This is a genomic window from Kitasatospora sp. DSM 101779 (assembly GCF_025655475.1).
Classification (GTDB): domain Bacteria; phylum Actinomycetota; class Actinomycetes; order Streptomycetales; family Streptomycetaceae; genus Kitasatospora.
Window position 1 is genome coordinate 3,678,759 of record NZ_JAHTIK010000001.1, and the last position, 23,347, is coordinate 3,702,105.

Below are 23,347 nucleotides of genomic sequence, written 5' to 3' on the forward strand. Positions count from 1 at the left end.
ACCGGCTGCGGACCCGGGTGCGCGGGTGTGCCGGGACGCGCACCCAGTGTGACGGGTGTAGCGATCACCGGTCCAGGCTCTTGAGTGCACGCCCGGCACGGTAAGCAGATCGTTATGGGCCGCCTACCATGCCGGACCGTGGCGCCGCCGCTGTCAGGCCGCGTCGTCCACGCCCTCCTCGCGCCTGATCATGCGCCAGGCGGCGCGGCGGGCGCTGCGGTTGAGACTGGACTGGAAGCCCTTGTCCGGGGCGAAGTACCGCTTGCCGAGGTCGGTGACGATGCCAACGTAGTCCTCGACCTTGTCGGCGAAGACCCGGTCGAAGACCTTGCCGAAGTTGTCCTCGTCGTTGACGACGGCGGCCTGGCGGACCTCGGTCTCCGCGAGGGTCGCGTTGAAGGCGGGCAGCAGGTCCTGCTCGGTGAAGTCCGTCCCAAACTTGTCGTTGAACTTCGCGATGAGCTCGGACAGCAGGGACTTCTCCTGCTCCTTCGTGCCGCCCACGCCCTCCCCGACGTTCCGGATCAGGGCCGGCTCCTCGGTGGTCAGGCCCACGTCGTACTCGCCGGTCTTCTCCACCCGCAGGTGGCTGAGGTCGACCTCCCCGATGTCGACACCGCCGTCGGCCCGGCGCGGCAGCCGGTTGAGCAGGTACCGCCCGTACAGGTGGAGCCGCTCAAGGTCGGGGTCGGTGTACGGGACGATCTGCGCCAGGAAGCCGTACTTGCGCACGTAGTCGTGCAGGTTCGCGCGGAAGTCCTCGGCGGTCTTCTGGTCGTCCTCGTCCTCGCTGTTCAGCAGCGCCTCGAAGCGGACCACCGCCGGGGCGAGCAGCCGGTACAGCTCCGCGTGCAGCTTCTCCCACTTCGCCACCGACCCGCCGGCCTTCTCCTGCGCCGCGAAGTAGGCCTCGGCGAACTCGTCCATCTCCTTCGCCGTGAGGATCGGCGCGGCCATGACCCGGCTCTGCGCCTCGTAGAGCAGGTTCGGGTCGGACGGGAACGTCCGCGCCTCCAGGAAGTACGGACGGAAGGCGGCCTGGATGTCCTCGGCCTCGTTGACGAAGTCGATGACGGCGAGGTCCCCCTGCGCCTTGCGCTCGGCGGTACGGTTCAGCCGCGACAGCGTCTGCACGGCGGAGATGCCGGTCAGCGTCTTGTTGACGTACATGGTCGTCAGCAGCGGCTGGTCGAAGCCCGTCTGGTACTTCTCCGCCACGACCAGGATCCGGTACTCCTGCTTGCCCGGACCGCCGGCGCGGACGGCCTTGTCGTCGGCACGGGTGTAGGCGAACGCCTTCGGCAGCGCACCCTCGGACAGCCCGTCGTTCTCCTTGGGCTCGGTCGTCTCCTCGCCCTCGAAGGTGAGCGAACCGGAGAACGCCACCAGCACACCGACGTCCGGGTACTTGGCGTCGTAGCCGCGGTCCTTGATGTAACTCTTGATCGCACGGGCCGTCTGCACGGCGGACTGGCGGGACGCCGTCACCACCATCGCCTTCGCCCGGCCCCCGAGCCGGCCCCGGGTGTGCGTGAGGAAGTGCTCCACGATCACCTGCGCGTGCTGCGCCACGGTGTAGTCGTGGGTGAGTGCGTACCGGGCGAGCAGCGGGTTGGCCTTCTTCGGGTCGACCTCGCGCTCGTCGGGGTTCTTGTTGACCAGCTTCCAGTAGGTGTCGTACGTGACGTAGTTGCGCAGCGGGTCGAGGATGAAGCCCTCCTCGATCGCCTGCCGCATCGAGTAGGTGTGGAAGGGCCGGTACTTGGCCTCGCCGTCGACGTCCTGGAGCGTGCCGAACAGCTCCAGGGTCTTCGCCTTGGGCGTGGCCGTGAACGCGAAGTAGGAGAGGTTCGCGGCGCGGGAGCGCTGCGAGGCCTTGTGCTTGAGGCGCTCCTGCAGGGTGGCGGGGGTGTCGTCGGTGGCGGCCTCGGTGGCACCCACGTCGTCGGAGTCCGAGTCGAGACCGAGGTCCCGGAGGGCGGCCCTGACGGCGGTGGCAGCGTCGCCCGACTGGGAGGAGTGGGCCTCGTCCACGACGATCGCGAAGTTGTGGCCCTGGATCTCGGTCGGGTTCTGCTGGACGTAGTTGAGCAGGGCCGGGAACGAGTGGAGCGTGACGGTGACGATCTTCCCGGTCTCGCGGGAGAGCGCCCGCGCCAGCTGCGCCCCCTTCGCGCCCTGGTTCTCGTCGATCTTCACCACCAGGCCGGCGGTCTGCTCGAAGCTGCCGACGGTCTCCCGAAGCTGGGCGTCCAGGTTGCGGCGGTCGGTGATGACGATGACCTTGTCGAACACTGGCACGCCCGGCTTGAGGCCGGCCGCGAGGGCGTCCGGATCAAGATCCGCCGGATCAGTGGGCGTGTGCAGGTCGCTCAGCCGGTGGGCGAGCCAGCCGATGGTGTTCGACTTGCCCGACCCGGCAGAGGCCATGACCAGGTAGTTGTGGCCCGCGCCGTGGACGGCCGCGTGGGCGGTGAGCTTCCGGACCACGTCCCACTGATGGAAGCGTGGGAAGATCAGCTTCTGGGTGCTGCCACCGCCCGGCGTCTTCTCCTTGTGCAGATGGACGAACCGCTCCAGGAGATCGAGCCAGTTGTCCCGCTGCCAGACCTGCTCCCACAGGTAGGAGGTGGCATAGGTGCCGGGGATGGTGGGGACGGGGTTGCCCTTGCCACCGGGCTCGCCCGGGCCCTCGGAGCCGGCGTTGAACGGGAGGAAGTGCGTCTTCAGCCCGCGCAGGCTGGTCGCGACGAACACCAGGTCGGGGTCGACGGCGAAGTTCGCGACGACACGGCTGGTGAAGATCAGCTCGCTGGGGTCGCGCTTGGTCCGGTACTGGTCCTTCGCCTTCTCTACACCCTGGCCGGTCAGCGGATTCTTCAACTCGGCGGTGGCGACCGGGATGCCGTTGAGGAAGAGCGCCAGGTCAAGCCGGTTGCCCCGATCGGCCTGCTTGGTCGCGTACTCCAGCTCACGGACGACGGTGAGACGGTTGGCCCGGTAACCGTCAAGGACAGAGTCGTCCTCAACCAGGTTGGGGCGGAAGTACGCGACCCGCAGGAGGACGCTGCGGTCCTTCACACCCTCGCGCAGCACCTTAAGCAGCCCGTCGGAGGCGATCGCCTGCCCGAGGCGCTTCGCGAACCCGCGCTGCGCCTCGGCTTGGTCGCCGGCGTACTGAGTGGTGACCAGCTCCTCCCACTCGTCGCCCTGGGTCTTGCCGATGAAGCCGAACAACTCGTTGGTGTCCAGCCCGAGCTCGGCCCGGTAGTCCTCCGGCCGGGCCTCACGCCACCCGCGCTCGGTCATCGCGGCGACGATGGCCGCGCCGAAGGCGGCCTCGGTGTGGATCGGGGGCATGGCGGTTACTCCGTAACTCCTCGACCGGATGCGGTGGACACGTCGAACTGGCCGGTGACGGCGGCGGTGATGAGTGCCTGACGGCGCTCGGCCAGGAGGGCGCGCTGAGAGTCAATGGCGCGCCGCAGAACTTCAATTACCTTGCGCTTGCTGGCGATCCGCTCAACAACGAGACGCTGCTCGGCAATGCTTACGACGGGAACCGGCCACGCCTTTACCTCTTCGAAGCGGATATTTGCCATCGACTGCGATGCACCGTTTGAGCTTGCTGCGCATAGAGCCCTGATACGGCTTCCACGAGCAAGTTCCGCCACAAACCCAGGCAGCACACCTCTGGTAAGGCGCACACGGAAGATTTTGTCCGAAAGAAGCAACTTTGATCGCACAGCAGGGACCACTGCGGTAGATCCAACGAGTTGCGGCGTGTTGGCTCGCGTGATTAGCAAATCACCTTCTCGCACCTCACTTCTGACCATCGGGTCAACCCCGGAAGGCAGCCGCTTATTTTCGCCAGGGAAGAAGGAGCCCGGCCGAAGGCAACTGACCTTGAGTACCCCCCACTCATCTTCTCCTGCAGGGACGGCCTCACACTGTGGGCTTGCGCCCTGATCAACGGACCAGACGAAACGACGCAAGGGCGCTACCGCGCTAGTAGCCAGGAGGCCATCGATCTCCAGATCGAGAAGTGCCGATTCACGCTCCTCCAACTTCTCCATGACGTCCTGTCGCGCCGCCAGAAGTTGACCGATGCGCATCGTCTCGGCGTCAAGGAATTCGACAATGCGACGTTGCTCTTCCAGCGCCGGGACAGCTACCTGTAGGTGCGTAATCTCCTCCGGCGCAACACGCTGATGACTGCGCGTGACCGACTGGACCCGTGAATCCAATTCCTGTCGCACAAACTCCGATTGGAGCAGGTAGAGCAAATACCGCGACTCAACGCCATCACGAACACGCAAGCCAACGAATTCAGTCGATGAAACCATCGGCACGGTTGAGCTCTCAACGATGAGCGCACGACTCTTGCGCGGGTTAAGCTTGCTGATTAGCACCTCGCCGCCACGCAGTTTAAGCTTGGCCGACTTGATTGATTCAGCCTTTTCGACTTGGCCAGTTCCTGTTGCGTCTACAGAAGGGATGCTGTAATGCATAACTTCTTCGCCAAGGTCAGACGGCTCTACAACTTCACGGCTTTCTGTCACGAGGTGCCAGAGCGGAAGCGTTGTCCATACCGAAGTCATTCAGCGACCTCCCCCAGCAGCATCTGGATCTCGGCTTCCAAGGACTTCAGTTCTGCGTCGATCTCCGCGAGCGGCCTGGGAGGCTGGTAGACGTAGAAGTACCTAGTCAACGGGATCTCGTACCCGATCTTGGTCTTGCTGTGGTCGATCCACGCGTCCGGCACGTAGGGCAGCACCTCACGCTTGAGGTACTTGTCAACGTCCTCCCCAAGAGGCACGTTCTCGTAGTCCCGCAGGTCCGAGTCCGGCTCCGGCGTTCCCTTCACCGTCTGCACCTCGCCGTCCGCGTCCCGGACACCGATCGCGTCTCGCACGGACTTCACAAACGGCGCCCCCGTCGGCCAGAGCAGACCCGCTGCCACGACCGCATCCTTGAGTGCGACGAACGCCTCGGACTTGGTCGGCCAGCTTTGGCCGACCAACGCCCGCACTGCCGCGACGAACTCCCCCGCATGGTCCAGCTTCAGGACGGCCCTGGCCTCGGCCAGCGCCGCCAGCGTCTCCTCCGTCACCTCGAACCGGAGCTTCAACGGCCGCTCGACGGTGATGCGCTGGTAGCCGAAGTCCTCGTTCTTGAAGACCTTGACCTTGCCGTGCAGCAGGTGCTCCGGGTCGCCAGCGACCTGCAGGGCCTCCCCGTACAGCCGGGTGATCTCGCGGATCTGCTGCTCGCTCAGCTCCTTGCGCTTGTCGCCCAGCGACTTCCGCATCTTCACCCAGTAGTCCCGGGCGTCCAGGAGAACAACCTTGCCCTTGTGATCAGCCGTCTTGCGGTTGGTCAGGATCCAGAAGTACGTGGAGATGCCAGTGTTGTAGAAGAGCTGGTCAGGCAGGGCGACGATCGCCTCCAGCCAGTCATTCTCCAGGATCCACCGACGGATGTTCGACTCACCCGACTCGGCCGCGCCCGTGAAGAGCGGGGAGCCGTTGAAGACGATGGCAACCCGGGAGCCGCCGCCCCCGTTGACGTCGACCGGCTTCATCTTCGAGAGCATGTGCTGCAGGAAGAGCAGCGAGCCGTCGTTGATCCGCGGCAGGCCGGCGCCGAACCGGCCGGAGTGGCCGAGAGTCTCGTACTCGTGCTCAACCTCGTCCTTGACCTTCTTCCACTCCACGCCGAACGGCGGGTTGGCGAGCAAGTAATCGAACTTCTCGCGCTTGTGGCCGTCGTCGCTGAAGGAGTTGCCGAAGGCGATGTTGTCCGGGTCTTGGCCCTTGATCATCAGGTCGGACCGACAGATTGCCCAGGACTCGGGGTTGAGCTCCTGCCCGTAGACCTCCACCTTGGCGCCCGGGTTGAGCGCGGCGATGTGGTCCTCCGCAGCGCTGAGCATGCCACCGGTACCGCAGGCCGGGTCGAGTACCGTACGCACCACGCCGGGCAGACTCAGGGCGTCCGCGTCGGGCCCCACCAGCAGGTTGACCATCAGGTTGATGACCTCGCGCGGGGTGAAGTGCTCACCCGCGGTCTCGTTCGACTGCTCGGCGAAGCGCCGGATGAGCTCCTCGAAGATGTAGCCCATGTTGTGGTTGGACACGATCTCGGGACGCAGGTCGAGGTCGGTGAACCGGCCGATGACCTGGTAGAGCAGCTTGGCAGCATCCAGCTTGCGGATCTGCTGGTTGAACTCGTACTTCTCCAGGACCTCGCGGGCGTTGTCCGAGAACCCAGCCACGTAGAGCTGCAGGTTCTTGGCGGCGTTCTGCGGGTCACCCGCGATCTTCCGCAGGGTGAGGGAGGTCCTGTTGTAAAAGGAGTGACCGGAGGCCTTGCGCAGGAAGCGGTCCTCGTCCAGCTCCTGGCCGGCGAGCTGGGCCACCTTCTCGGCAACCTTCTCGCGGGTCGGCTCCAGCACGCACTCCAGCCGTCGCAGGACGGTGAAGGGCAGGATCACCTTGCCGTAGTCGGCCTGCTTGTAGTCACCACGCAGAAGGTCAGCGACGGACCATGCGTGGTTCGCCAGCTCCGTGTGCTTGCTGCTGTTCAAAGGGTTTCCCCGGTTTCCTCTCGGGCCGTCCACCCACTGAACGGGCGGAGCGTATGCAGTCTGGTCGATGTGGCGTGCCAGTTGAGGCGGTTCAGCCGGATTGGCGCTGGTCGCCGGATGCCGGTGGTAGGAGCGCACCTGCGGTGAGGCCTGCGGTCACCGCGTCTGCGGCCTCCGCAGCCAGGGCAGCCGCTTGATGGGCGGTGGCGCGCAGCTGGTAGGCGCTGCGGAAGGCGTCGCCGTAGCGACGTTGCTCCGCCAATGGCATGAGGGGAACGCGCAGCCGCAAGGGATTGACCTGGACCGTGGTGGTACCGGTCGACGCGGCAGTGATGTTGGCGGCTGCACCGAGGAATCCAGCGAGGAACCAAGGGTCGACGCGTGACGAGTCCGGGCGGAGCAGGTGCAGGGCGGCACCCAGAAGTGCACCGGCGTCCTTTTCGTCTGCAACCCGAGTCATCGACCCCACGCCACTCCCGCCGGCGACCGCGCGCATCAGCACGTCTCCTTCGATGATCGTCTGAGTGGTGTCCGGATGGGCGTCCCTGATGGTCCCTGAGGGCGCGATGCCGTCTTGAACGTCACGTGCTGTCAGCACTGGCCGGTGTTCGGTGCTCCCGTCCCCGATGCCACCTCCACTCTTGGAGTCTCGTCCGCCGCTCGGCGCCGCCGCCCGGATCACTGCCAGGGCAGCACCACGAGTGAGATCGGCAACGGTCGCGGTACGCCATTCAAGCGGCGACGTACCGGCCGTGTCCCACTCCCCCTTGCCACTGAACGCGACCAGTTCGTCCAGCTGCGAGCTCAGTTGGTTGTGCAGATCGGTGATTCTGCGGGCGAGCACCGCCGGGTCGACATCAGCTGCGGCCGCGCGGACCTGCCGACCTGGCGTGAGGTCGACGATGTCGTCGAGGAGGTCAACTACCGGAACGGCTCGAGCCAGACCCGTCTCATCGGCAAAGCTTTCCGGCTGTTCGCGGTACGCGTTCCACTGTGTCAGCACGCGGTCCGCAAGACCGATCCAGTCGAAGGTGGCGCTCCCCCGCGAGCTGCTCCGCGTGGGAGCGCCCGCACGTCTGGCGTCTGCAGCCTCACCGTCTCCGTCGACGAAGAGCACGGAGGTGCGCTCGGCAGATCCAGGCTCGGGTCGCTGCAGTATCCAGATGTGCAGGGCAATGTGCAGCGGGTAGGCGACGCGGCCCGGCAGGGAGACGACTGCGCGCACGGCCCCGCTGCGGACGAGTTCGGCACGAATGCGGCGGGCGGAGGTCCGGAAGGCGAGGGCCGGCGGCAGCAGCATGACGACGTATCCGCCGGGCTCAACATGCGCCAGTGCGTGCTGAACCCAGGCCAGCTCAGACTCGGAGCGTGAGGGGATGCCGTAGGCCCACCTGGGGTCGTAGGCGAGTTCGTCGTGGCCCCAGTCTCGGTCGCCGAAGGGCGGGTTGCACAGCACGGCATCGACCGTCAGGCCGGGAAAGGCGTCGGCGCGCAGGCTGTCGCCGGTGGCGATCATGACCTTGCCCCCCATGGACGGGGCGGGATCGTCGAGTTCGAGGGCCACCGCAGCCCGCTGTGCCTGGACCGCGAGGGTGTCCTGGCCGTACAGCTCACGTGCGCCGCGCCTACGGGCAGCGGCCAGGAGCGTGCCACTGCCACAGGCGGGATCGAGCACGCGCACCACGGTCTCGGGCAGCAGTCCCGCCATGAGGTCGGCAAGGCCCTCGGGGGTGCGGTAGGTACCGCTGGCCGCACCCTCGTCGAGTTCGCGCTCCGCCAGGACGTTCAGCGCGGCCTGCGCACCTGCGCCGCGTACACACGCGAGCAGCGCGCGGATCACGCCGGCGTCCTCGGTCTCGTACCGCACGGCCCGGACCTCAGGTGCCGACCCGCCGGTCACGAGGTCATCCGCAACTGAGGCAAGTCGGTCGTCGGGCAACTCCAAGAGGCGGCCCCGCTCCTGCTCCGGGAGCCTCGCCGCGCCTGCCACCAGTGGGAAGAAGCGGGTGGTATCCGTGCCCGTCCCGAGGAGCCGCAGCGCCGTCCGCAGGTCCTCCTCCGGCGATGCGGCAGAGGTGTGCCCACGGTCGCGGAGCCACTCCTGGACGGTGCCCAGGTCGTAGAGCGGGCTGCTCTCGGTCCCGCCGCTGGGGGCGGGGAAGTCGGCGTGGCGCCGCCGCCAGTTGCTGACGGTGGCACGGGTGACCCCGGCGATGCGGGAGATCTCAGCAGCCGTCACCTGCGCGGACGGCTGCGTTGCTGACTGTTGCGGCATGGAAGTCCCGCCCCTCTCGGAAGTGGACAGTAAACACACTACACCATCACGCCAGCGCCTACATCCGATTGACGATGCTTTCAGTGGCATGCTTATCTGGAGTTGCTTGCACGGCCTGTGCTCCGTCCGCCACGACGGCAGCAGCCATCGTCCCCACCTCCTCTTCTCCGGGAGCGCACCATGACGACCAGCACCAGCCCCGCACCCACCACACCCGCGCCGCAGGCGTCGCCGATCGCGGCCGTCGTCCAGCGGCTGGAGTCCTCCGCACTCTCCGAAGAAGTCGCCTCGCTGGTCCGCGAAGCCCTGGAAGGCGTCGACGACTCCGAGGCCGCCGTCATCCGTGGCGTCTACCTGAAGTCGATCACCGTCGAGGGCTTCCGCGGCATCGGAGAGGCCGCCACGCTCCACATCCCGTCGGGCCCCGGCCTGACCGTGGTGCAGGGGCGCAACGGCAGCGGCAAGTCCAGCTTCGCGGAGGGCATCGAGGTCGCCCTCACCGGACGCAACCGCCGCTGGGAGGACGAGGACGGCAAGAACGTGCAGACCGCCCAGCAGGACGGCTGGCGCAACCTGCACCACACCGGAGGGCACCGCCTCGAGCTGGAGCTCCTCGCCTCCGGCCGGGTGCGGCCTCTCACGCTCACCCGTACCTGGGCCGGCGGCGCATCGTTCGCCGAGTCCGAGCCGGCGGTCCTCGGGCTCGGGCCGACCCCGCTGCCGCTCTCCGCCCTCGGCTGGGCAGAGGAACTCCGGTCGTTTCGGCCGATCCTCTCCTACAGCGAGCTCGGTCAGATGATGACCGCCAAGCCCAGCCGGATGTACGACCGGCTCGCCACGCTCCTAGGCCTCGGAGCGCTCAGTGAGGCGGGCGAGCGGCTCGCCGCACGCGAACAGCAGCTGGCGCTGAGCGAGAAGCAGGCAAAGGCAGCGCTGCCGCCCCTGGTATCGGCCCTCACGGATGTAGCAGACGAACGCGTTCAGGATGCGGTGACAGCGCTCCAGCAGCGCGTCCCGGACCGGGAGCGCATCCGCTCCCTGATCGCTGGGGCACCGCTGGCCGACACGACGGAGCTGGCCCGCCTGCGCCGGACGGCCGCGCTCAGCGGCCCGGACACCGATGCGGTAACCGAGGCCGTCGCCCGGCTGCGGGAAGCCGTCGCCACGGCCGAGGACGTACGACACGGGGACGCCGGCGACGCACTCGCCCGCGCCGACCTCCTCGACCGGGCCCTGCAGCTGCGCTCCCAGCACCCCACGGACCACACCTGCCCGGTCTGCCTGAGCACGGACCGCCTCGACGACGCATGGGTCGCCGCGGCAGCCGCCCAGGCCGACCTGCTCCGCGAGGAGGCGGCAGAGGCCCGGTCCGCGCAGCAGGCCGTACGGGACTCCGCGGACGGCCTGCGGGCACTGATCCGTAACCGCGCCGCTGACCTGCCCGACCACCTGCACGCCCTCTGGGACGAGTGGGTTGCCTGCCGCGGCATCCGCGCCCCGCACGAACTCGCGGTCGCAGTCGAAAAGCAGGCGGCGGCACTCGCTGACGCCTGCCGTCATGTCCGCCAGGAGGCGGAACGCCGGCTCGCGGAGCAGGACGAGCAGTGGCGCGGCGTCGTCCCCCAGCTGGCATCGTGGCTCGCGCTGGCCGACGCGGTGGCAGAGACCAAACCGCTGCTGGCCCGGGTCAAGAAGGCGAGGGCGTGGCTGAAGGAGGTGCAGGCCGAGCTGCGCGAAGCGCGCATGCGCTCCATCGCGGAAACCGCCCAGAGCATCTGGCAGTACCTCAGCCAGGAGAGCAACGTCGCCCTGGGCGACGTCACGCTCAAGGGCTCCGAGGCCTACACCGGCCGGGGCGTGGCGCTCAACGTCACCGTGGACGACGTCGATGCCTCTGCCCTTGGTGTCGTCAGCCAGGGCGAACTGTTCTCCCTGGCGCTGGCGTTGTTCCTGCCCCGGGCGATGGCCGCACAGAGCCCGTTCGATTTCATCGTCATCGACGATCCGGTGCAGTCCATGGACCCCCGAAAGGTCGAAGGCCTCGCCCGGCTGCTGGAGGAGATCGCCCGGACCCACCAGGTCGTCGTCTTCTCCCACGACACCCGGCTGCCGGACGCCCTGCGCTTCCACCGGATCAAGGCCACGATCCTCGAAGTCGGCCGGTTCCGGCGTTCGAAGGTGACCGTCCGGTCCGTCGACGACCCGGTCAAGCGTGAGCTGGCCGCCGCTCGCGCGGTCGCCCGGGACAACAAGGTCACCGCCGCGATCCTCAGCGAAGTCCTGCCCGGCCAGTGCCGCCTCGCTCTGGAGGCCGCCCTCCAGGAGTCGGCCCGCCGCACCCTCCTCGGCACCGGCATGGGGCACCTCGCCATCGAGGAGCGCATCGGCAGGGCTCGCGAGCTGACCGATCTGGCCGCGCTGGCCCTGTTCGGAGAGATCCGTGGCAAGGCCGACGTGTACCGGGAGATCGGCCGCCGGCTTGGTCCCGACGCGAGCAACATCGTCGGACTGTGCAACAGGGGTGCCCACACCACCATCCCGGACACGGCCGACGCCATGGCGTTCATCAGCCGGGTGGCCGCTGCCACGGAAGGACTGCGATCCCTGTGACTGCTGCAACCGATGTGCTGACCTCGGCGGACCGCATGACCGCCGCCGCATCGCTTCTCGGTACCGAGGCCTCCGGGGCCCCGCACCCTCGCGCCGCGGTGTTCCTGCTCCGCCGCGCCCTGGAAGCAGGACTCGACGCCTACATCTCCACCCACCGGCCGGCCCTCGGCCGCTGCCGGACGGAGACCAAGGTCGTCTGGCTCGCCCACCACCTCGACGTCCGGTTGGCCGGCCGGCTCGCGGCGGTCTGGCGCAACCTCAGTGGGGCCTGCCACTACCAGCAATTCGCGCTGCCCCCGACGGTCGGTGAGCTCCTCGGGTGGCGGGACGAGGTCGAGTTCGTGCTGCGGGCCCTTCACATCTGAACGCATGCAGGCTCAGGACAGCATTTGTGGCGCTGGAAGCGTTGTTCCAAGCCGCCTGCCACGAGAGAAGTGAGATGGCCGCCGCACCAAATGGGCCGTGGCTAGTATGCCCATGGCTGTCGATCAAGGAGGATGAATGGGAAGCACCGGAAGGCCTGAATTCCTGCCTGGCTGCGAGGTACCGGCACACTCCAGGAAGCCAAACGACGCCACCCTGAAGTGCCTCGTCAGGTTGGCAGATGAGTCGCTAGCCGACCACTGGCGCACTTCCAGTCTGGAAGCATGCAACATTCGCGGCGGCCCAGCACTCGCGGCAGCCTCATTCATTGTCCTGACACCGGGACCCTGGCACGAGGACTTGCAGCGGATCCTGCATCTGTCCAGAGTGCAGGTTGACCGGCCCAGTTACTCCGCCTCCGAGTACACCGTCGGTCTCTGCTACGTCGCCGGCGCCAAGGGCCTCCCTGCGGGACTGAGGCACCGGGCAGCAGACGCCTTGGCGCACGGCCGTGATGACCTGGGCTACTTGGAAGCCCGCTACCTGCTTCCCAGGAACAGCTGGGATTGGCTGGCGGATGCCGTACGTGACGGGTGGGCGCTGTGGACGGCACACCTCTTCGCCGCGGACGAGACCGCCCCGCTCACTACCCGCATGCAGGTAGGTCTGGCTCTCGCCGAGCACAAGCACCCCGCCGGGTACGTGCCTGAGGTCGTGGAACAGCTTGTCGCACACCAGAGTGCACCGAGCGCGGCCCGTCTCGCGCTTGCCGTGGCCGTGGCAAAACGTGCTCCGAAGGATGCCGTGGGCCTGCTCTGTCGCCTCGCATCGGATCCGATCGTCCAGGCCGGACACCGCATGCAAGCTATCGGGCTGCTCGACGAGGCCGACCCGGCGAAAGCCGAGGAGATGCGAGCCTTGCAGACCCGTCTCCCTTCTTCCCAAACAGCCCGCAAGCAGCGCCGGGAGGCTGTCGAGTGTGCAGAGAAGGAAGCCGCGGCAAGGCGCGACCGGGAGACTCCTGAGGCGGCCGTAGAGCGACTTGACTCCAAGATCGAGGAGCTTCTGGGCGACTTGCGCGGGCGAGGCTCGGCGGACTCACTCGCCGATCAGCTCGATGACCACATCGCGGAGGAAAGCTGGGAAGAGGTCATCCAGGATGTTGCCGACATCTGCCATGTGATCCGTGATGAGGAGGTCGCATCCTCGCTCCGCCTGCTGGAGGTCCTCACGCAGATCCGGTACGGCAACAGGCCGGGTTCACCGATGGGGGCTCCCGGCTCCGATGAGCTGGGTGCCCGGCAATTCCCTCGGCTGACTCAGGAAGGGCTTAACGAGTACGCACGGACCGAGGCTGAGCGCGCCTGGGCGTTTTGGAGGGAGCTCGTCGAGAAGCATGGCTGGGATGACAACCAGCTTGGTGAACTCGACCGCCAGGATGAGGAGGTGGACCAGAACGTGCGCGACTGCGTGGAGCGCAAGACCGGCGATCACCTTCGAGAACTGCAGCAACACCTGGTGTGGGAACTCTGGCCCAGTCTCGCAGGCGCTGCAGAGCGCAGGGACTACGGCACCGCACGAGAGCTCTTGGCCACCGCAAGACTCCTTGCAGATGAGGCGGAGAACGCGCTCACTCTCTGGAAGACGGCTTCGGCCGAGAACTATGCGTTTGATCCGTTGACGATGTCATGGCCTCACGAGTTCTGGCTGGTCCTGGAGAAGTGGAAGAAGGGCTGGCCAGTCCAGTAACTTCCGGCTGTTCGACGTTCGGGGCAGCCGGATCCGCCGCGAGGTGCAGTGCGCGCGTCGACAGCCGGGCAGAGGCCAACTTTTCCGGCGATAGCGGCTCGTGCGACGCCCACCTCAACTACTCTCAACTGCGATGATTCACTACAGGAGCAGGCGATGGACAAGATTCGGCTGATCAGTGACGGCGATGGACTTGCGGTCATCGGGAACCCGACGGATGTCAAGCGCTTCCTCATCTCAGAGGGTCTACTGCCGCTTTCGAAGGACCTCGGATTTCAGAGACTCGGACCTCTCCTCCGCACCGCAGCTGGAATCGCACAGGCAGGTTCTGAAATTTCCGCCAACTCAGCTTACTGGCTGAAGTTGACCAAGGAGTCTGCACATCTGGTCAAGAAGTTCGGGTTGATGGAAAGCAAGACACCAGACATCAGTTATGCGATGGTGGGGAATCCTGGCTCAATCAAGTCATGGCTCCAGGTCGCGGAGGGCCCTGGCTCGCTCCTGACTAATCCGGCGATTCTTTCCGGCGCTGCGGGGATCATGGCGCAGCTAGCGATGCAGCATGAGATGGGTGAGATCAAGAGCTATCTCGCGGCGATCGACAAGAAGGTCGACGATATTATTCGCGCCCAGAAGGACACCGAGTTGGGGAAGGTGTTCGGAGCGGGCCTCGACATAGAGTCCGCAATGAGCGTTCTGGAACGGGAGGGCCGGGTCGACGATGACACGTGGTCGACCGTGCAGGCGAGGACCCATACGATCACGGACGCCCTGGGCTGGACACTGGGTCGACTCGACGCGCTTGCGGAGAGGCTGGAGAGCACGGCCAAAATCGGCGATCTCGCCAAGACGGTCAAGGAAGCAGGGGCCGAGGTTGAGGAGCTGCTCGCCGTTGTGGCTCGCTGCTTCGAACTTCAGGACGCGCTCGACGTGCTGCGACTGCAGAGGGTGCTGAACGAGTATCCGGACAAGCTGGACGGGCGTCGGCTCTTGCTGAAGGACGACCGGCAGAAGCGGCGGGAACTCATCTCGCGGAAGATTGAGCGCCTGATGGCACGTATGGATGCGGCCGCCGATACGGCCAACTCGAATGTACTGCTGCACTTGCCCGCGCACCGGACCGTGGTGGGCTCGATCAACCGTGCCGGCATCGCCGTCGATGGCTTCCACAGACCGCTCGGAATCGAGTTCGGTCGACGCTCGCTGGAGGTGACACGATGGTGGGACGCGGCCCGGGACCCGGCGCAATTGAAGAACGCGACCGCAGAGGTGGGGCGCAAAGGGGGCATGGCAGCAGCCGCAGTGGCCATGGGAGCTGTAGTGGTCTGGGCCGGCCGCACTGCTCTTGACGGCGAGGAGGAGTAAGCGCACCCCGACCGTCAGCCGTGCGGGCCCTTGGGACTGGACGAGCCGGCCTCCCATGCTGGTTACCTCTCGACGGGCTCGATCCAGCTCGGTGATCGCCGCACGCCCCGCGGCTACGCCTTCACAGGCAACGGGCTCCATCCTCCGGCCATGGCGCGCCTCATGTCGCCAGAATCCGGCCTCGGGCGGCAGCCGACCTCCGCATCCTGCGGCCAGCGATTCGCTCAGTCCAGGCCGACCAGACCGTCCGGGATCCAACCTTCGATGTAGCCCGCGACGAAGGCCGCCAGGTCGGGCGAAGGGGCGATCACTGTCGAGGAGGAAAGCAGCTCTGGATCCGACCAGCGGGCCGTTGGACGGCATCTGCCCTGGAGCCGACTCTCGGTCGAAGAAGCCCTGGCCAGGTAGATCCGTTCTGCCACCCGAACCTGGCCGGCTCCATGAGGGATATGGGCCCAGCGATGTCCGACGGTGCTGCCCCATCTGAACGAGTGCATACCCAACGCGGCCATCCCCCGCGCGACCGCCGCGGCCCAGCTCTCCGTCCTGCGGACAGCGACCACCGGCACCCTCATCCCGCCCTCATATCTGCTCGCGGGAATGAGGGCGACCCGCCCCACTTCATCCAGAACGACAAGGACTGCCTGCCGCCGCACCAGTGGTGCATACATGCACATGTCTCGATCATGGCGGCTTCGCTGCGGAGCGCTACTCAAGCGCGCCATCCGAGGCAGGAAGTAGTCAGGCCGGCTGAACGTGAGGCCAGGCGGAAGGCCCTGAAGGTCGGCGACGCGTTTCCGAACCCAGCGATGCGCGTTTCGGGTGATCAGATGCAGCCCGCCCCGACCTGGGGCTTTGAGGTTTTCTACACGTCCCACTGAGGCGGGGCCTGCCGAGTGCCTGCGGTGGGGCGGGCGGTGTTCGGCCGACGGCAGACAGACTAGCGGATCCAGCGCTCGGCGATCGTGTGCGGCGGCAGGTCCCGCCGGCGGGAACTGGCTATTCTTGTCCGGCCGCTATGTCCGGGTTGGCAGTTGATGAGTAGATACGTACAGATCATCCGACAAGAGATCGTCTGGTTGGTGCCGGGCCTGGTCGCGCTGGCCGTGGGGCTCGCCGGGATCGGTGTGCCCGAGCTGTGGCGCGACGAGGTGTCGAGCTGGAGCGCCGCCGGACGGCCGCTGCGCGGGCTGTTCGGCATACTGGCCAACGTCGACGCCAGCAACGGCGCCTCGTACGTGCTGCTGCACGCCTGGGCGGGCCTGTTCGGCGACTCGCCCGCCGCCCTGCGGCTGCCGTCGGCGCTGGCGGTGGCCGGCGCCGCCTCCTTCACCGCGCTGATCGCCCGGCGGATGTTCGCCTCCCCCGTCGCGGGGCTTGCCGGCGGCCTGCTGCTGGCGACCGTGCCGCAGATCTCCCGGTACGCCCAGGAGGCTCGTGCCTACGCGGTGGTGGCCTGTGCGGTGGCCGCCGCGACCTGGCTGCTGCTGCGGGCCCTGGAGCGGCCGGCCGTCGACCGCTGGGCCTGGTACGCGCTGGCGACCGGCGTCGCCGGGGTGTTCCACCTGGTGTCGCTGGCCTGCCTGGTCGGCCAGCTGCCGATGGTGGCCGCCGCGGCCCGGCGGCCGGATGCCCGCCGGGTGCTCCGGCAGTGGCCGCTCGCGGTGGCGGCCGGCGTGGCCCCCGCCCTGCCGGTGATCGCGCTCGGCCGGATGCAGTCCGGCCGCCAGCTGTCCTGGCTGGCCGCACCGACCGTTCGCGACCTGCGGTTCGTCTGGCAGGAGCTGTTCGGCTCGCACCAAGTGCTGTACGCCTTCCTCGTGCTGGCGCTGCCGGCCCTGCTGCTGCGCGCCACCCGGCGGTCGGCCGTCCTGCTGCTGCTCGCGGCGGCGCTCCCGGTCGGCGCGGTGTGGGCGGTGTCGCGGCTCGGCAGCACCTCCTTCTTCCTGCCTCGCTACCTGCTCTTCACGGTGCCGCTCTGGGCGGCACTCGCCGGCGGCGGCGTCGGTGCCCTGGTCGCGCTGCTCCGCAGAGCCGTCCCCGCCCTGCGAGCACCTGCGGACCGGGACGCCCGGCGGGCGCCGGCGGCGTTGTCGGCAGCGGCGGCGGTGCTGCTGGTGGCCGCGGCGGCGGCCGTCCCCGCCTGGCTGGGCCTGGACCACCAGCGGTCGCTGCGGACGGCCGCCTCGCACACCGACACCGACTACCGCGGGGCGGCCCGGCTGGTGGCCGCCGGGTACGCGCCGGGCGACGGGCTGGTCGCGGTCGGCGGCGACATGAGCTGGATGATGGTCGGCCCTGCCGTCTCCTACTACCTGCCGGCCGGGGTCCACCCCCGGCAGTTCTTCGTCCGGGAGAGCGCGACCGCCGCGCACGACCTCTTCGCGGTCGAGTGCCCGGTGCCCGCGGCCTGCGTCGGTGACGAGAGGCGTGTCTGGGTCGTTACCATCGGCACGGGCGACGATCCGTACGAGTGGCTCCCGGCCGAACAGGCCCGGGCCCTGCGGGCGGCGTTCGTCCCGGCCGAGGTCCGGCACGTCCCCGGGCTGACGGTGTCGCTGCTGGTCCGCCGCCCGGCGGTCGGTGCGGCGCCCGCGCCGGGCCATGCGTGACCCGCCGCCGACCCGAAAGGCTGTGCCGTGACTGCCCCTGAGGAGACCACCTTCGCCGATCTCGGCAGGGTGCTGGTGATCATCCCGACCTACAACGAGGCCGAGAACATCGAGCGGATCGTCTCCCGCGTCCGCACCGCGGTCCCCGAGGTCCACGTCCTGGTCGCCGACGACAACAGCCCCGACGGCACCGGCGACCTCGCCGACAAGCTCGCCTCCGAGGACGACCACGTCCGCGTCCTGCACCGCAAGGGCAAGGAAGGCCTCGGCGCCGCCTACCTCGCCGGCTTCCGCTGGGGCATCGACCAGGGCTACACCGTCCTCGTCGAGATGGACGCCGACGGCTCCCACCAGCCCGAGGAACTCCCCCGCCTGCTCACCGCCCTGCGCAGCGCCGACCTCGTCCTCGGCTCCCGCTGGGTACCCGGCGGCAAGGTCGTCAACTGGCCCAAGTCCCGCCTGCTGCTCTCCCGCGGCGGCTCCACCTACTCCCGCCTCATGCTCGACGTCCCGATCCGCGACGTCACCGGCGGCTACCGCGCCTTCCGCAAGGAGACCCTCCTCGGCCTCGGCATGGACGAGGTCGCCTCCGCCGGCTACTGCTTCCAGGTCGACCTCGCCTGGCGCACCGTCAAGGCCGGCTTCAAGGTCGCCGAGGTCCCGATCACCTTCGTCGAACGCGAGCACGGCGCCTCCAAGATGAGCCGCAACATCGTCGTCGAGGCCCTCTGGCGCGTCACCACCTGGGGCATCACCTCCCGCCTCGACAAGATCACCGGCAAGAACAAGAAGTAACCGTCGGCCCGGACGGAGCGGGTGCGGCGTCCCACCGGCGGGGCGAGCATGGGGCTGGGTCACGCAGGGTGCCCGCTCGCGGAGGGAGCCGGTGTGGCAGGGTCGCAGCAGCCGGGGATGCGGGCCAGGGCGGCCGAAAAGGCCAGGTCGCTCAAGGCCGTGCCGGACCAGGTGCCGCTGGTCGGCCGGGCGCTGCGCCAGGTCGTCCGGGTCAACCTGCTGGACTGCGCCACCCGTCTGGCCGCACAGGCCTTCCTCAGTGCGCTGCCCGCGCTGATGGCACTGGCCGTGTTCGCCCCTGCCTCGATCAAGGACGGCGTGGTCTCCTCCCTGCGCGAGCAGCTCGGTCTGAAGGGCGCGGCGCAGCAGCAGGTGGCGCAGTTCCTGAACACCGGGCACGACGACGAGGTGTCGCAGAGCTTCGGCGCGGTGGGCGTGATCATCACCCTGCTGTCCGCGACCGCGCTGAGCCGCGCCGTGCAGCGGGTGTGCGAGCGCTGCTGGGAGCTGCCGAAGGCGTCGCACCGGATCACCGCCTGGCGGTGGCTGACCTGGCTGCTGGTGTGGCTGGTCGTCCTGGTCTTCCAGCACTCGCTGCACAGCGGCTTCGGCGCGGGTCTGTGGCTGGGCATCCCGCTGACCTTCCTCATGGACGCCGCGCTCTGGTGGTGGACGCAGTACCTGCTACTCGCCGGGCGGATCGCCTGGCGCCTGCTGCTGCCGGGTGCGTTGCTGTGCGGGGTGGCCGTCGTGGGCGTGAACGCGGCGGCCGCGGTGTACCTGCCGCACGCGGTGACGCAGAGCGTCAGCCGGTTCGGCCCGTACGGGGTGGTGTTCACGCTGCTGTCCTGGCTGATCGTGATGTTCAGCGCGGTGACGTTCGCGATCGCGCTGGGCCGGGTGCTGACGCAGGAGCCCGGGGTGGCCGCGCTGCTGGGCGTCGAGCTGCCCGAGCCGCCGGTGGACACGGCGGCACCGGCGAGCACCGGGGCCCCCGAGGGCCCGGAGGCGCCCGCGCCCCCCGGAACCGCGGGAGCGGCCGGGGGCGGCGGTCCTGGCTCGTCCGGGGAGCCGAACGGTGGCTCCCCACCTGGCTCCCCACCTGGTTCGCCGCCGGGTTCTCCGCCGGGCTCAGCGGCGGGCCCGGCACCCGGCTGAGGTACCGGACACGGCGAGGCCCCGCCGCTCCCGCCGCGAGGGCGGGGACGGCGGGGCCTTCATGCCGTTCCGTGGGCGTCGTCCGCAGGGTCGGAGGATGCGGGCGTCGTCCGCGGGGTCAGAGGATGCGGGCGTCGTCCGCGGGGTCAGAGGATGCGGGTCAGCCGCGACATGATGGACGGCGGGGCCAGGTCGCCCTGCAGGGTGACGGGCACCTCGATCCGGCCCTCGCCCTCGCCGGCGGAGAGGGTGCCGACCTGGGTGCCGGCCTTGACGGTGTGGCCGAGCTTGGTGGCGTCCAGGGTCAGCTTGGCGGTGATGCCCGACCAGCCGGCGACGGTCAGCTCCTTGGCCGCGACGATCGGCACCGAGCCGCCGAGCCCGTCCTCGACCTGGCCCACGACCTGGCCCTGCTTGGCGAGGGTCTGGCCGTGGAGACCGTTCTGCACCGACTTGATGATCTTCAGGCTGGGCGCCTGGGCGACCTTGGCCAGGTCGACGCCGGCGACGGCCGGCTGCCGGAGGGTGACACCGACGATGGTCCGCTTGGTGCCGCCGATCTCCTTGACCGCGGCCCACATCAGCGCGGACTGCGCCGCGGTGGAGGAGCCGGTCTTCATGCCGATCACGCTGCCGCGCTCGGTGAAGACGAGGTCGTTGGTGTTCGGGATGCGCACGTTGTTGTACCGCATCTCCGGCTCGGCGACGATCTGCCGGAACACCTCGTCCTGCATGGCCGCCTCGGCCAGCTTGAGCTGGTCGGTCGCGGTGCTCTTGGTGTCGTCGTTGTAGCCGGCCGGGTCGGCGTAGGTGGTGTTGGTCATGCCGAGCCTGGTGGCCTCGGCGTTCATCTTGGCGACGAAGGCCTCCTCCGAGCCGGCGTCCCAACGCGCCAGCAGCCGGGCGACGTTGTTGGCCGAGGGCAGCATCAGCAGCTCCAGCGCCTGGTACTGGCTGAGTTCCTGGCCCTCGGTCAGCTGGGCGCGCGACTGGTCCTTGTCGGTGGACTCCTGGGCGGCCGCCTTGTCGACCACGATCTTCGGGCCGCTCTCGCCCTTCTTGAGCGGGTGCGCCTTGAGGACCAGGTAGGCGTTCATCACCTTGGTGACGCTGGCGATGGACACCGGGGTCTGCTCGCCGGAGCTGCCGACCGTGCCGACCCCGATCACCGCGGCGGCGGACTGCCCCTTGGCCGGCCAGTCCACGGCCAGCTGGTCGCCCTGGAACGTGTAGCCGGTGGGCAGACCGAGCTTGGTCTCCGGGTCCGGGAGCGGGCGCAGCAGTTGGACGACCACCAGGATGCCGAGCACGAAGGCGAGGAACACGCTCCAGATCGCCGTCCGCTTGGCGGCGCGGCGCAGCGGGCTGGCCGGGCGGGCGCTGAGGGTGGCGAGCACCTCCATCGCCTCGATGGTGTTCTCCGGCAGCGGGGCGGGCGCCGGCACGGGAGCCGGGTCCGGCACGGGCAGCGGAGGCGCCGGGGGCGGGGGCGGGGTCGGCCGGGGCTCGGGACGCGGCGGGGCGGGGCGCGGCTCCGGCTCGGGACCGGGCTCCGGCTCGGGGTGCGGCTCGGGGGCCGGGGTGGGCTCCGGAAGCGGCTCGGGGACGGTGCCGCCGACCGGCTTCCGGGTGTCCTTGAGGGCGGCGCCGGCCACCTCGCGGCTGTCCCGCATGGCGAGGCGCGGGTCGGTGGACTTCGCGGAGGGCTTGTCGGGGTCCTCGGCCGGGGCCTTGGCCGGGGAGGCGCCGGCGGGCGTGCGGACCTCGGGCGGCAGGCGCAGCGCGCGGGTGGCGTTGTCCACGGGGAGACGCAGCGCACGAGTCGCGTTGTCGACGGGGGCGGCAGCCGCCGACTTCTTCGTCGCCTCGGTGGAGGCGGCGGCGTCGGTGTCCCCGGCTGTGTCGGCAGTGGCGGGCTCGGCGTCCGCGGCCTTGTCCGCGGCGGCCGGCGTCGCCGGGGCGTCGGCGGCCTTGCGGGCCTCGGCGGGGATCCGGAGCGCGGTGGTGGCGTCCGGGGCGGGCGCGACGGGCTTACCGGCAAACCCCTTGTCCGCTCCGCTCTTCTCGGTACCGCTCTTCTCGGTACCGCTCTTGTCGGCACCGTTCTTCTCGGTACCGCTCTTCTCGGCTCCGCTCTTGTCCGCACCGCTCTTGTCGGCGGCCTTGCGGGTCACGTCGGCGGGGAGCCGGAGCATGGTGGTCACGTCGCTCGGCGGCTGGTCGCCCGCCTCGGCGGACCCGGTGGCGGGAGCGGCGGTCTTGCGGGCCTCCGGCGGGAGGCGCAGCGCGGTGGTGGCGTTGTCCACGGGCAGCCGGAGCGCGGTGGTGGCCTGGTCCCCGGTCCTAAGGCGGAGGTGGACGGTGGAGCCGCCCGAACCGGCGGCTGCGGCGGCGAGGTCCTCGTCGGAGTCCTCGTCCTGGTGCTCATCGTCCGTAGAGTCCGCAGGCTTCGCCGACTCTGCCGACTTCGCCGACTCCCCGGCCTCCCCGGCCTCCCCGGCTTCACCGTCGGATGCTGCGTCACCCTCCCGTTCGGCGGACCGCTCGGCCGCGGCGTCGGCGGTGTCGGACTCGACGGCGTCCGGCTCGGCGGTCTCGGACTCGGACTCGACGGCGTCCGGGTCAACGGGCTCCGGCTCGGCGGTCTCGGACTCGACGGCGTCCGGCTCGGTGCTGTCCTGGGGCTCGGTCCGGTCCGCGGACTCCGGGGACCCGGCCGACCCGGCGGTACGCGCCGCTGCGGCGTCCTCCTTCGTCGCCGAACCCTCGGCCGCCCCGTCGCGCCGCCCTGTGTCGGGGGACTCGCCCACTGACCCTCTCCTCCTCGTCCGCCCGGCGGACCGGCTGCCCGCCCGGGCCGGCGGGCCGCGGGCCGCGCCGATCCTTCATTTTTTCCTACGGGTTCTCGTCCCGTCGGGATGTCTGTACAGTCTCCGCCACCGGTGGCGCGTCAGTCGCGCACACCCCGCCCGACCGGCCGTTTTTCTGCCCGTCCGGGCCCGTCCCCGGCTCAGACGCCGGTCGTGGGGCACCGGTTCCAGCCTGCCGTGCCAAGGTCACGATTCGGAGGCGTACTCGACAAGCCTGTGTGAGAGGCGTCACGCTGTCTGCATCCACGCGGGGAGGCTTGGATGGGCAGGAGCCGCAGAACAATTCCCGAGGAGCTGTTGCTGCTCGCACTGGACCCGGCCACGGGTACCACTGCGCAGCCCCAGACCCTCGACCTCGGACTCGCCGGGGCACAGCTGGTCGAGCTGTCCCTGGCCGGACGTATCGCCCCGGACGGGGACCGGATCGCCGTGGTTCTCGCACGGCCGACCGGCGATCCGACCCTCGACCACGCCCTGGAGCTGCTGCGACGGCGCGGCAGTGCGGTCCGGGCGGCGCACTGGATCGGCGGGCCCCGGTTGGGCCTGCGGCAGACGTACCTGGCGCACCTGGAGCGCTGCGGCATGGTGACCGCGGTGCAGGGCCAGGTGTGCGGAGTGCTGCCGACGACGCGGTACCAGGCGTCGGAGGACTGCACCAACGCCGCGATCAAGCAGCGCCTGGACACCGCGATCCGCACGGGCGTGCCGCCGGACCCGCGGACGGCCGCGCTGGCCGCGCTGGCGCACGCGGTGGGTCTGGGCAAGCACCTCTACCCCGGCAACGAGGGCCGCTCCTCGCGGTCCCGGCTGCGGGACCTGATCCGCTACGACCCGCTCGGCGGGATGGTGGCGCACGCCGTGATGGACGTGCAGAACGGTCTGCCGGCCCAGCAGAACCGGGGCGCGGCCCCGGCGGCGGGCGGGCACCCGGCCGCGGGGCGTCCGCCAGCGGCGAGGCCGG

At 69.2% G+C, this 23,347-nt stretch carries 13 protein-coding genes; 8 read left to right on the top strand and 5 right to left on the bottom strand.

Going from position 1 to position 23,347, the window contains the following annotated elements; genetic code table 11:
- Positions 1-153 precede the first annotated feature (153 nt).
- The 4 genes from KSNIM_RS16645 to KSNIM_RS16660 form a co-directional block, all read right to left on the bottom strand.
- Complete coding sequence (locus KSNIM_RS16645) at positions 154-3,360, bottom strand: type I restriction endonuclease subunit R (protein WP_263103998.1); 3,207 nt, start codon at positions 3,358-3,360, stop codon at positions 154-156.
- Between the two features lie 5 nt (positions 3,361-3,365).
- Positions 3,366-4,601, bottom strand: coding sequence for a restriction endonuclease subunit S (locus tag KSNIM_RS16650; RefSeq protein ID WP_263103999.1), 1,236 nt, complete (start codon positions 4,599-4,601; stop codon positions 3,366-3,368).
- Positions 4,598-6,589 carry a class I SAM-dependent DNA methyltransferase gene (locus KSNIM_RS16655; protein ID WP_263104000.1) on the bottom strand — a complete coding sequence of 664 codons (1,992 nt, stop codon included), beginning with the start codon at positions 6,587-6,589 and terminating at the stop codon, positions 4,598-4,600. Before KSNIM_RS16655 ends, KSNIM_RS16650 begins: the two co-directional genes overlap by 4 nt.
- Positions 6,590-6,680: 91 nt before the next feature.
- Positions 6,681-8,864: an N-6 DNA methylase gene (locus tag KSNIM_RS16660; RefSeq protein WP_263104001.1), complete on the bottom strand. Its 2,184-nt coding sequence runs from the start codon at positions 8,862-8,864 to the stop codon at positions 6,681-6,683.
- Positions 8,865-9,044: 180 nt separating this feature from the next.
- Here KSNIM_RS16660 and KSNIM_RS16665 point away from each other — a divergent pair, with 180 nt between their 5' ends.
- The 7 genes from KSNIM_RS16665 (at position 9,045) to KSNIM_RS16695 (ending at position 19,516) form a co-directional block, all read left to right on the top strand.
- Complete coding sequence (locus KSNIM_RS16665) at positions 9,045-11,474, top strand: AAA family ATPase (protein ID WP_263104002.1); 2,430 nt, start codon at positions 9,045-9,047, stop codon at positions 11,472-11,474.
- Entirely contained in the window at positions 11,471-11,839 is a 369-nt protein-coding gene (locus tag KSNIM_RS16670; protein WP_263104003.1) for a hypothetical protein, read from the top strand. Before KSNIM_RS16665 ends, KSNIM_RS16670 begins: the two co-directional genes overlap by 4 nt.
- 136 nt (positions 11,840-11,975) lie before the next feature.
- Positions 11,976-13,586: a hypothetical protein gene (locus KSNIM_RS16675; protein WP_263104004.1), complete on the top strand. Its 1,611-nt coding sequence runs from the start codon at positions 11,976-11,978 to the stop codon at positions 13,584-13,586.
- 156 nt (positions 13,587-13,742) lie between these two features.
- Entirely contained in the window at positions 13,743-14,951 is a 1,209-nt protein-coding gene (locus KSNIM_RS16680) for an ATG16 family protein (protein ID WP_263104005.1), read from the top strand.
- A gap of 1,037 nt (positions 14,952-15,988) precedes the next feature.
- Positions 15,989-17,563, top strand: a complete 1,575-nt coding sequence (locus KSNIM_RS16685; protein ID WP_263104006.1) for a glycosyltransferase family 39 protein — start codon at positions 15,989-15,991, stop codon at positions 17,561-17,563.
- A 27-nt stretch (positions 17,564-17,590) separates the two neighbouring features.
- The gene (locus tag KSNIM_RS16690) at positions 17,591-18,358 is read left to right on the top strand and encodes a polyprenol monophosphomannose synthase (protein ID WP_263104007.1); all 768 of its coding nucleotides are present in this window, start codon (positions 17,591-17,593) and stop codon (positions 18,356-18,358) included.
- A 93-nt stretch (positions 18,359-18,451) separates the two neighbouring features.
- The gene (locus tag KSNIM_RS16695; RefSeq protein WP_263104008.1) at positions 18,452-19,516 is read left to right on the top strand and encodes a YhjD/YihY/BrkB family envelope integrity protein; all 1,065 of its coding nucleotides are present in this window, start codon (positions 18,452-18,454) and stop codon (positions 19,514-19,516) included.
- 146 nt (positions 19,517-19,662) lie between these two features.
- Here the strand turns inward: KSNIM_RS16695 and KSNIM_RS16700 are convergent, their stop codons facing one another.
- Positions 19,663-22,326: a hypothetical protein gene (locus tag KSNIM_RS16700; RefSeq protein ID WP_263104009.1), complete on the bottom strand. Its 2,664-nt coding sequence runs from the start codon at positions 22,324-22,326 to the stop codon at positions 19,663-19,665.
- 321 nt (positions 22,327-22,647) lie between these two features.
- Between KSNIM_RS16700 and KSNIM_RS16705 the strand changes: the two genes are divergently transcribed.
- Positions 22,648-23,347 (top strand): GOLPH3/VPS74 family protein (locus tag KSNIM_RS16705; protein ID WP_263104010.1); only part of this gene is annotated, 700 nt, incomplete at its 3' end.

Bases quoted from the DNA above. Each gene is read 5' to 3' on its own strand.
- KSNIM_RS16680 (WP_263104005.1), top strand. From the start codon at position 13,743: ATGGACAAGATTCGGCTGATCAGTGACGGCGATGGACTTGCGGTCATC.
- KSNIM_RS16645 (WP_263103998.1), bottom strand. From the start codon at position 3,360: ATGCCCCCGATCCACACCGAGGCCGCCTTCGGCGCGGCCATCGTCGCC.
- KSNIM_RS16665 (WP_263104002.1), top strand. From the start codon at position 9,045: ATGACGACCAGCACCAGCCCCGCACCCACCACACCCGCGCCGCAGGCG.
- KSNIM_RS16650 (WP_263103999.1), bottom strand. From the start codon at position 4,601: ATGACTTCGGTATGGACAACGCTTCCGCTCTGGCACCTCGTGACAGAA.
- KSNIM_RS16675 (WP_263104004.1), top strand. From the start codon at position 11,976: ATGGGAAGCACCGGAAGGCCTGAATTCCTGCCTGGCTGCGAGGTACCG.
- KSNIM_RS16660 (WP_263104001.1), bottom strand. From the start codon at position 8,864: ATGCCGCAACAGTCAGCAACGCAGCCGTCCGCGCAGGTGACGGCTGCT.
- KSNIM_RS16685 (WP_263104006.1), top strand. From the start codon at position 15,989: ATGAGTAGATACGTACAGATCATCCGACAAGAGATCGTCTGGTTGGTG.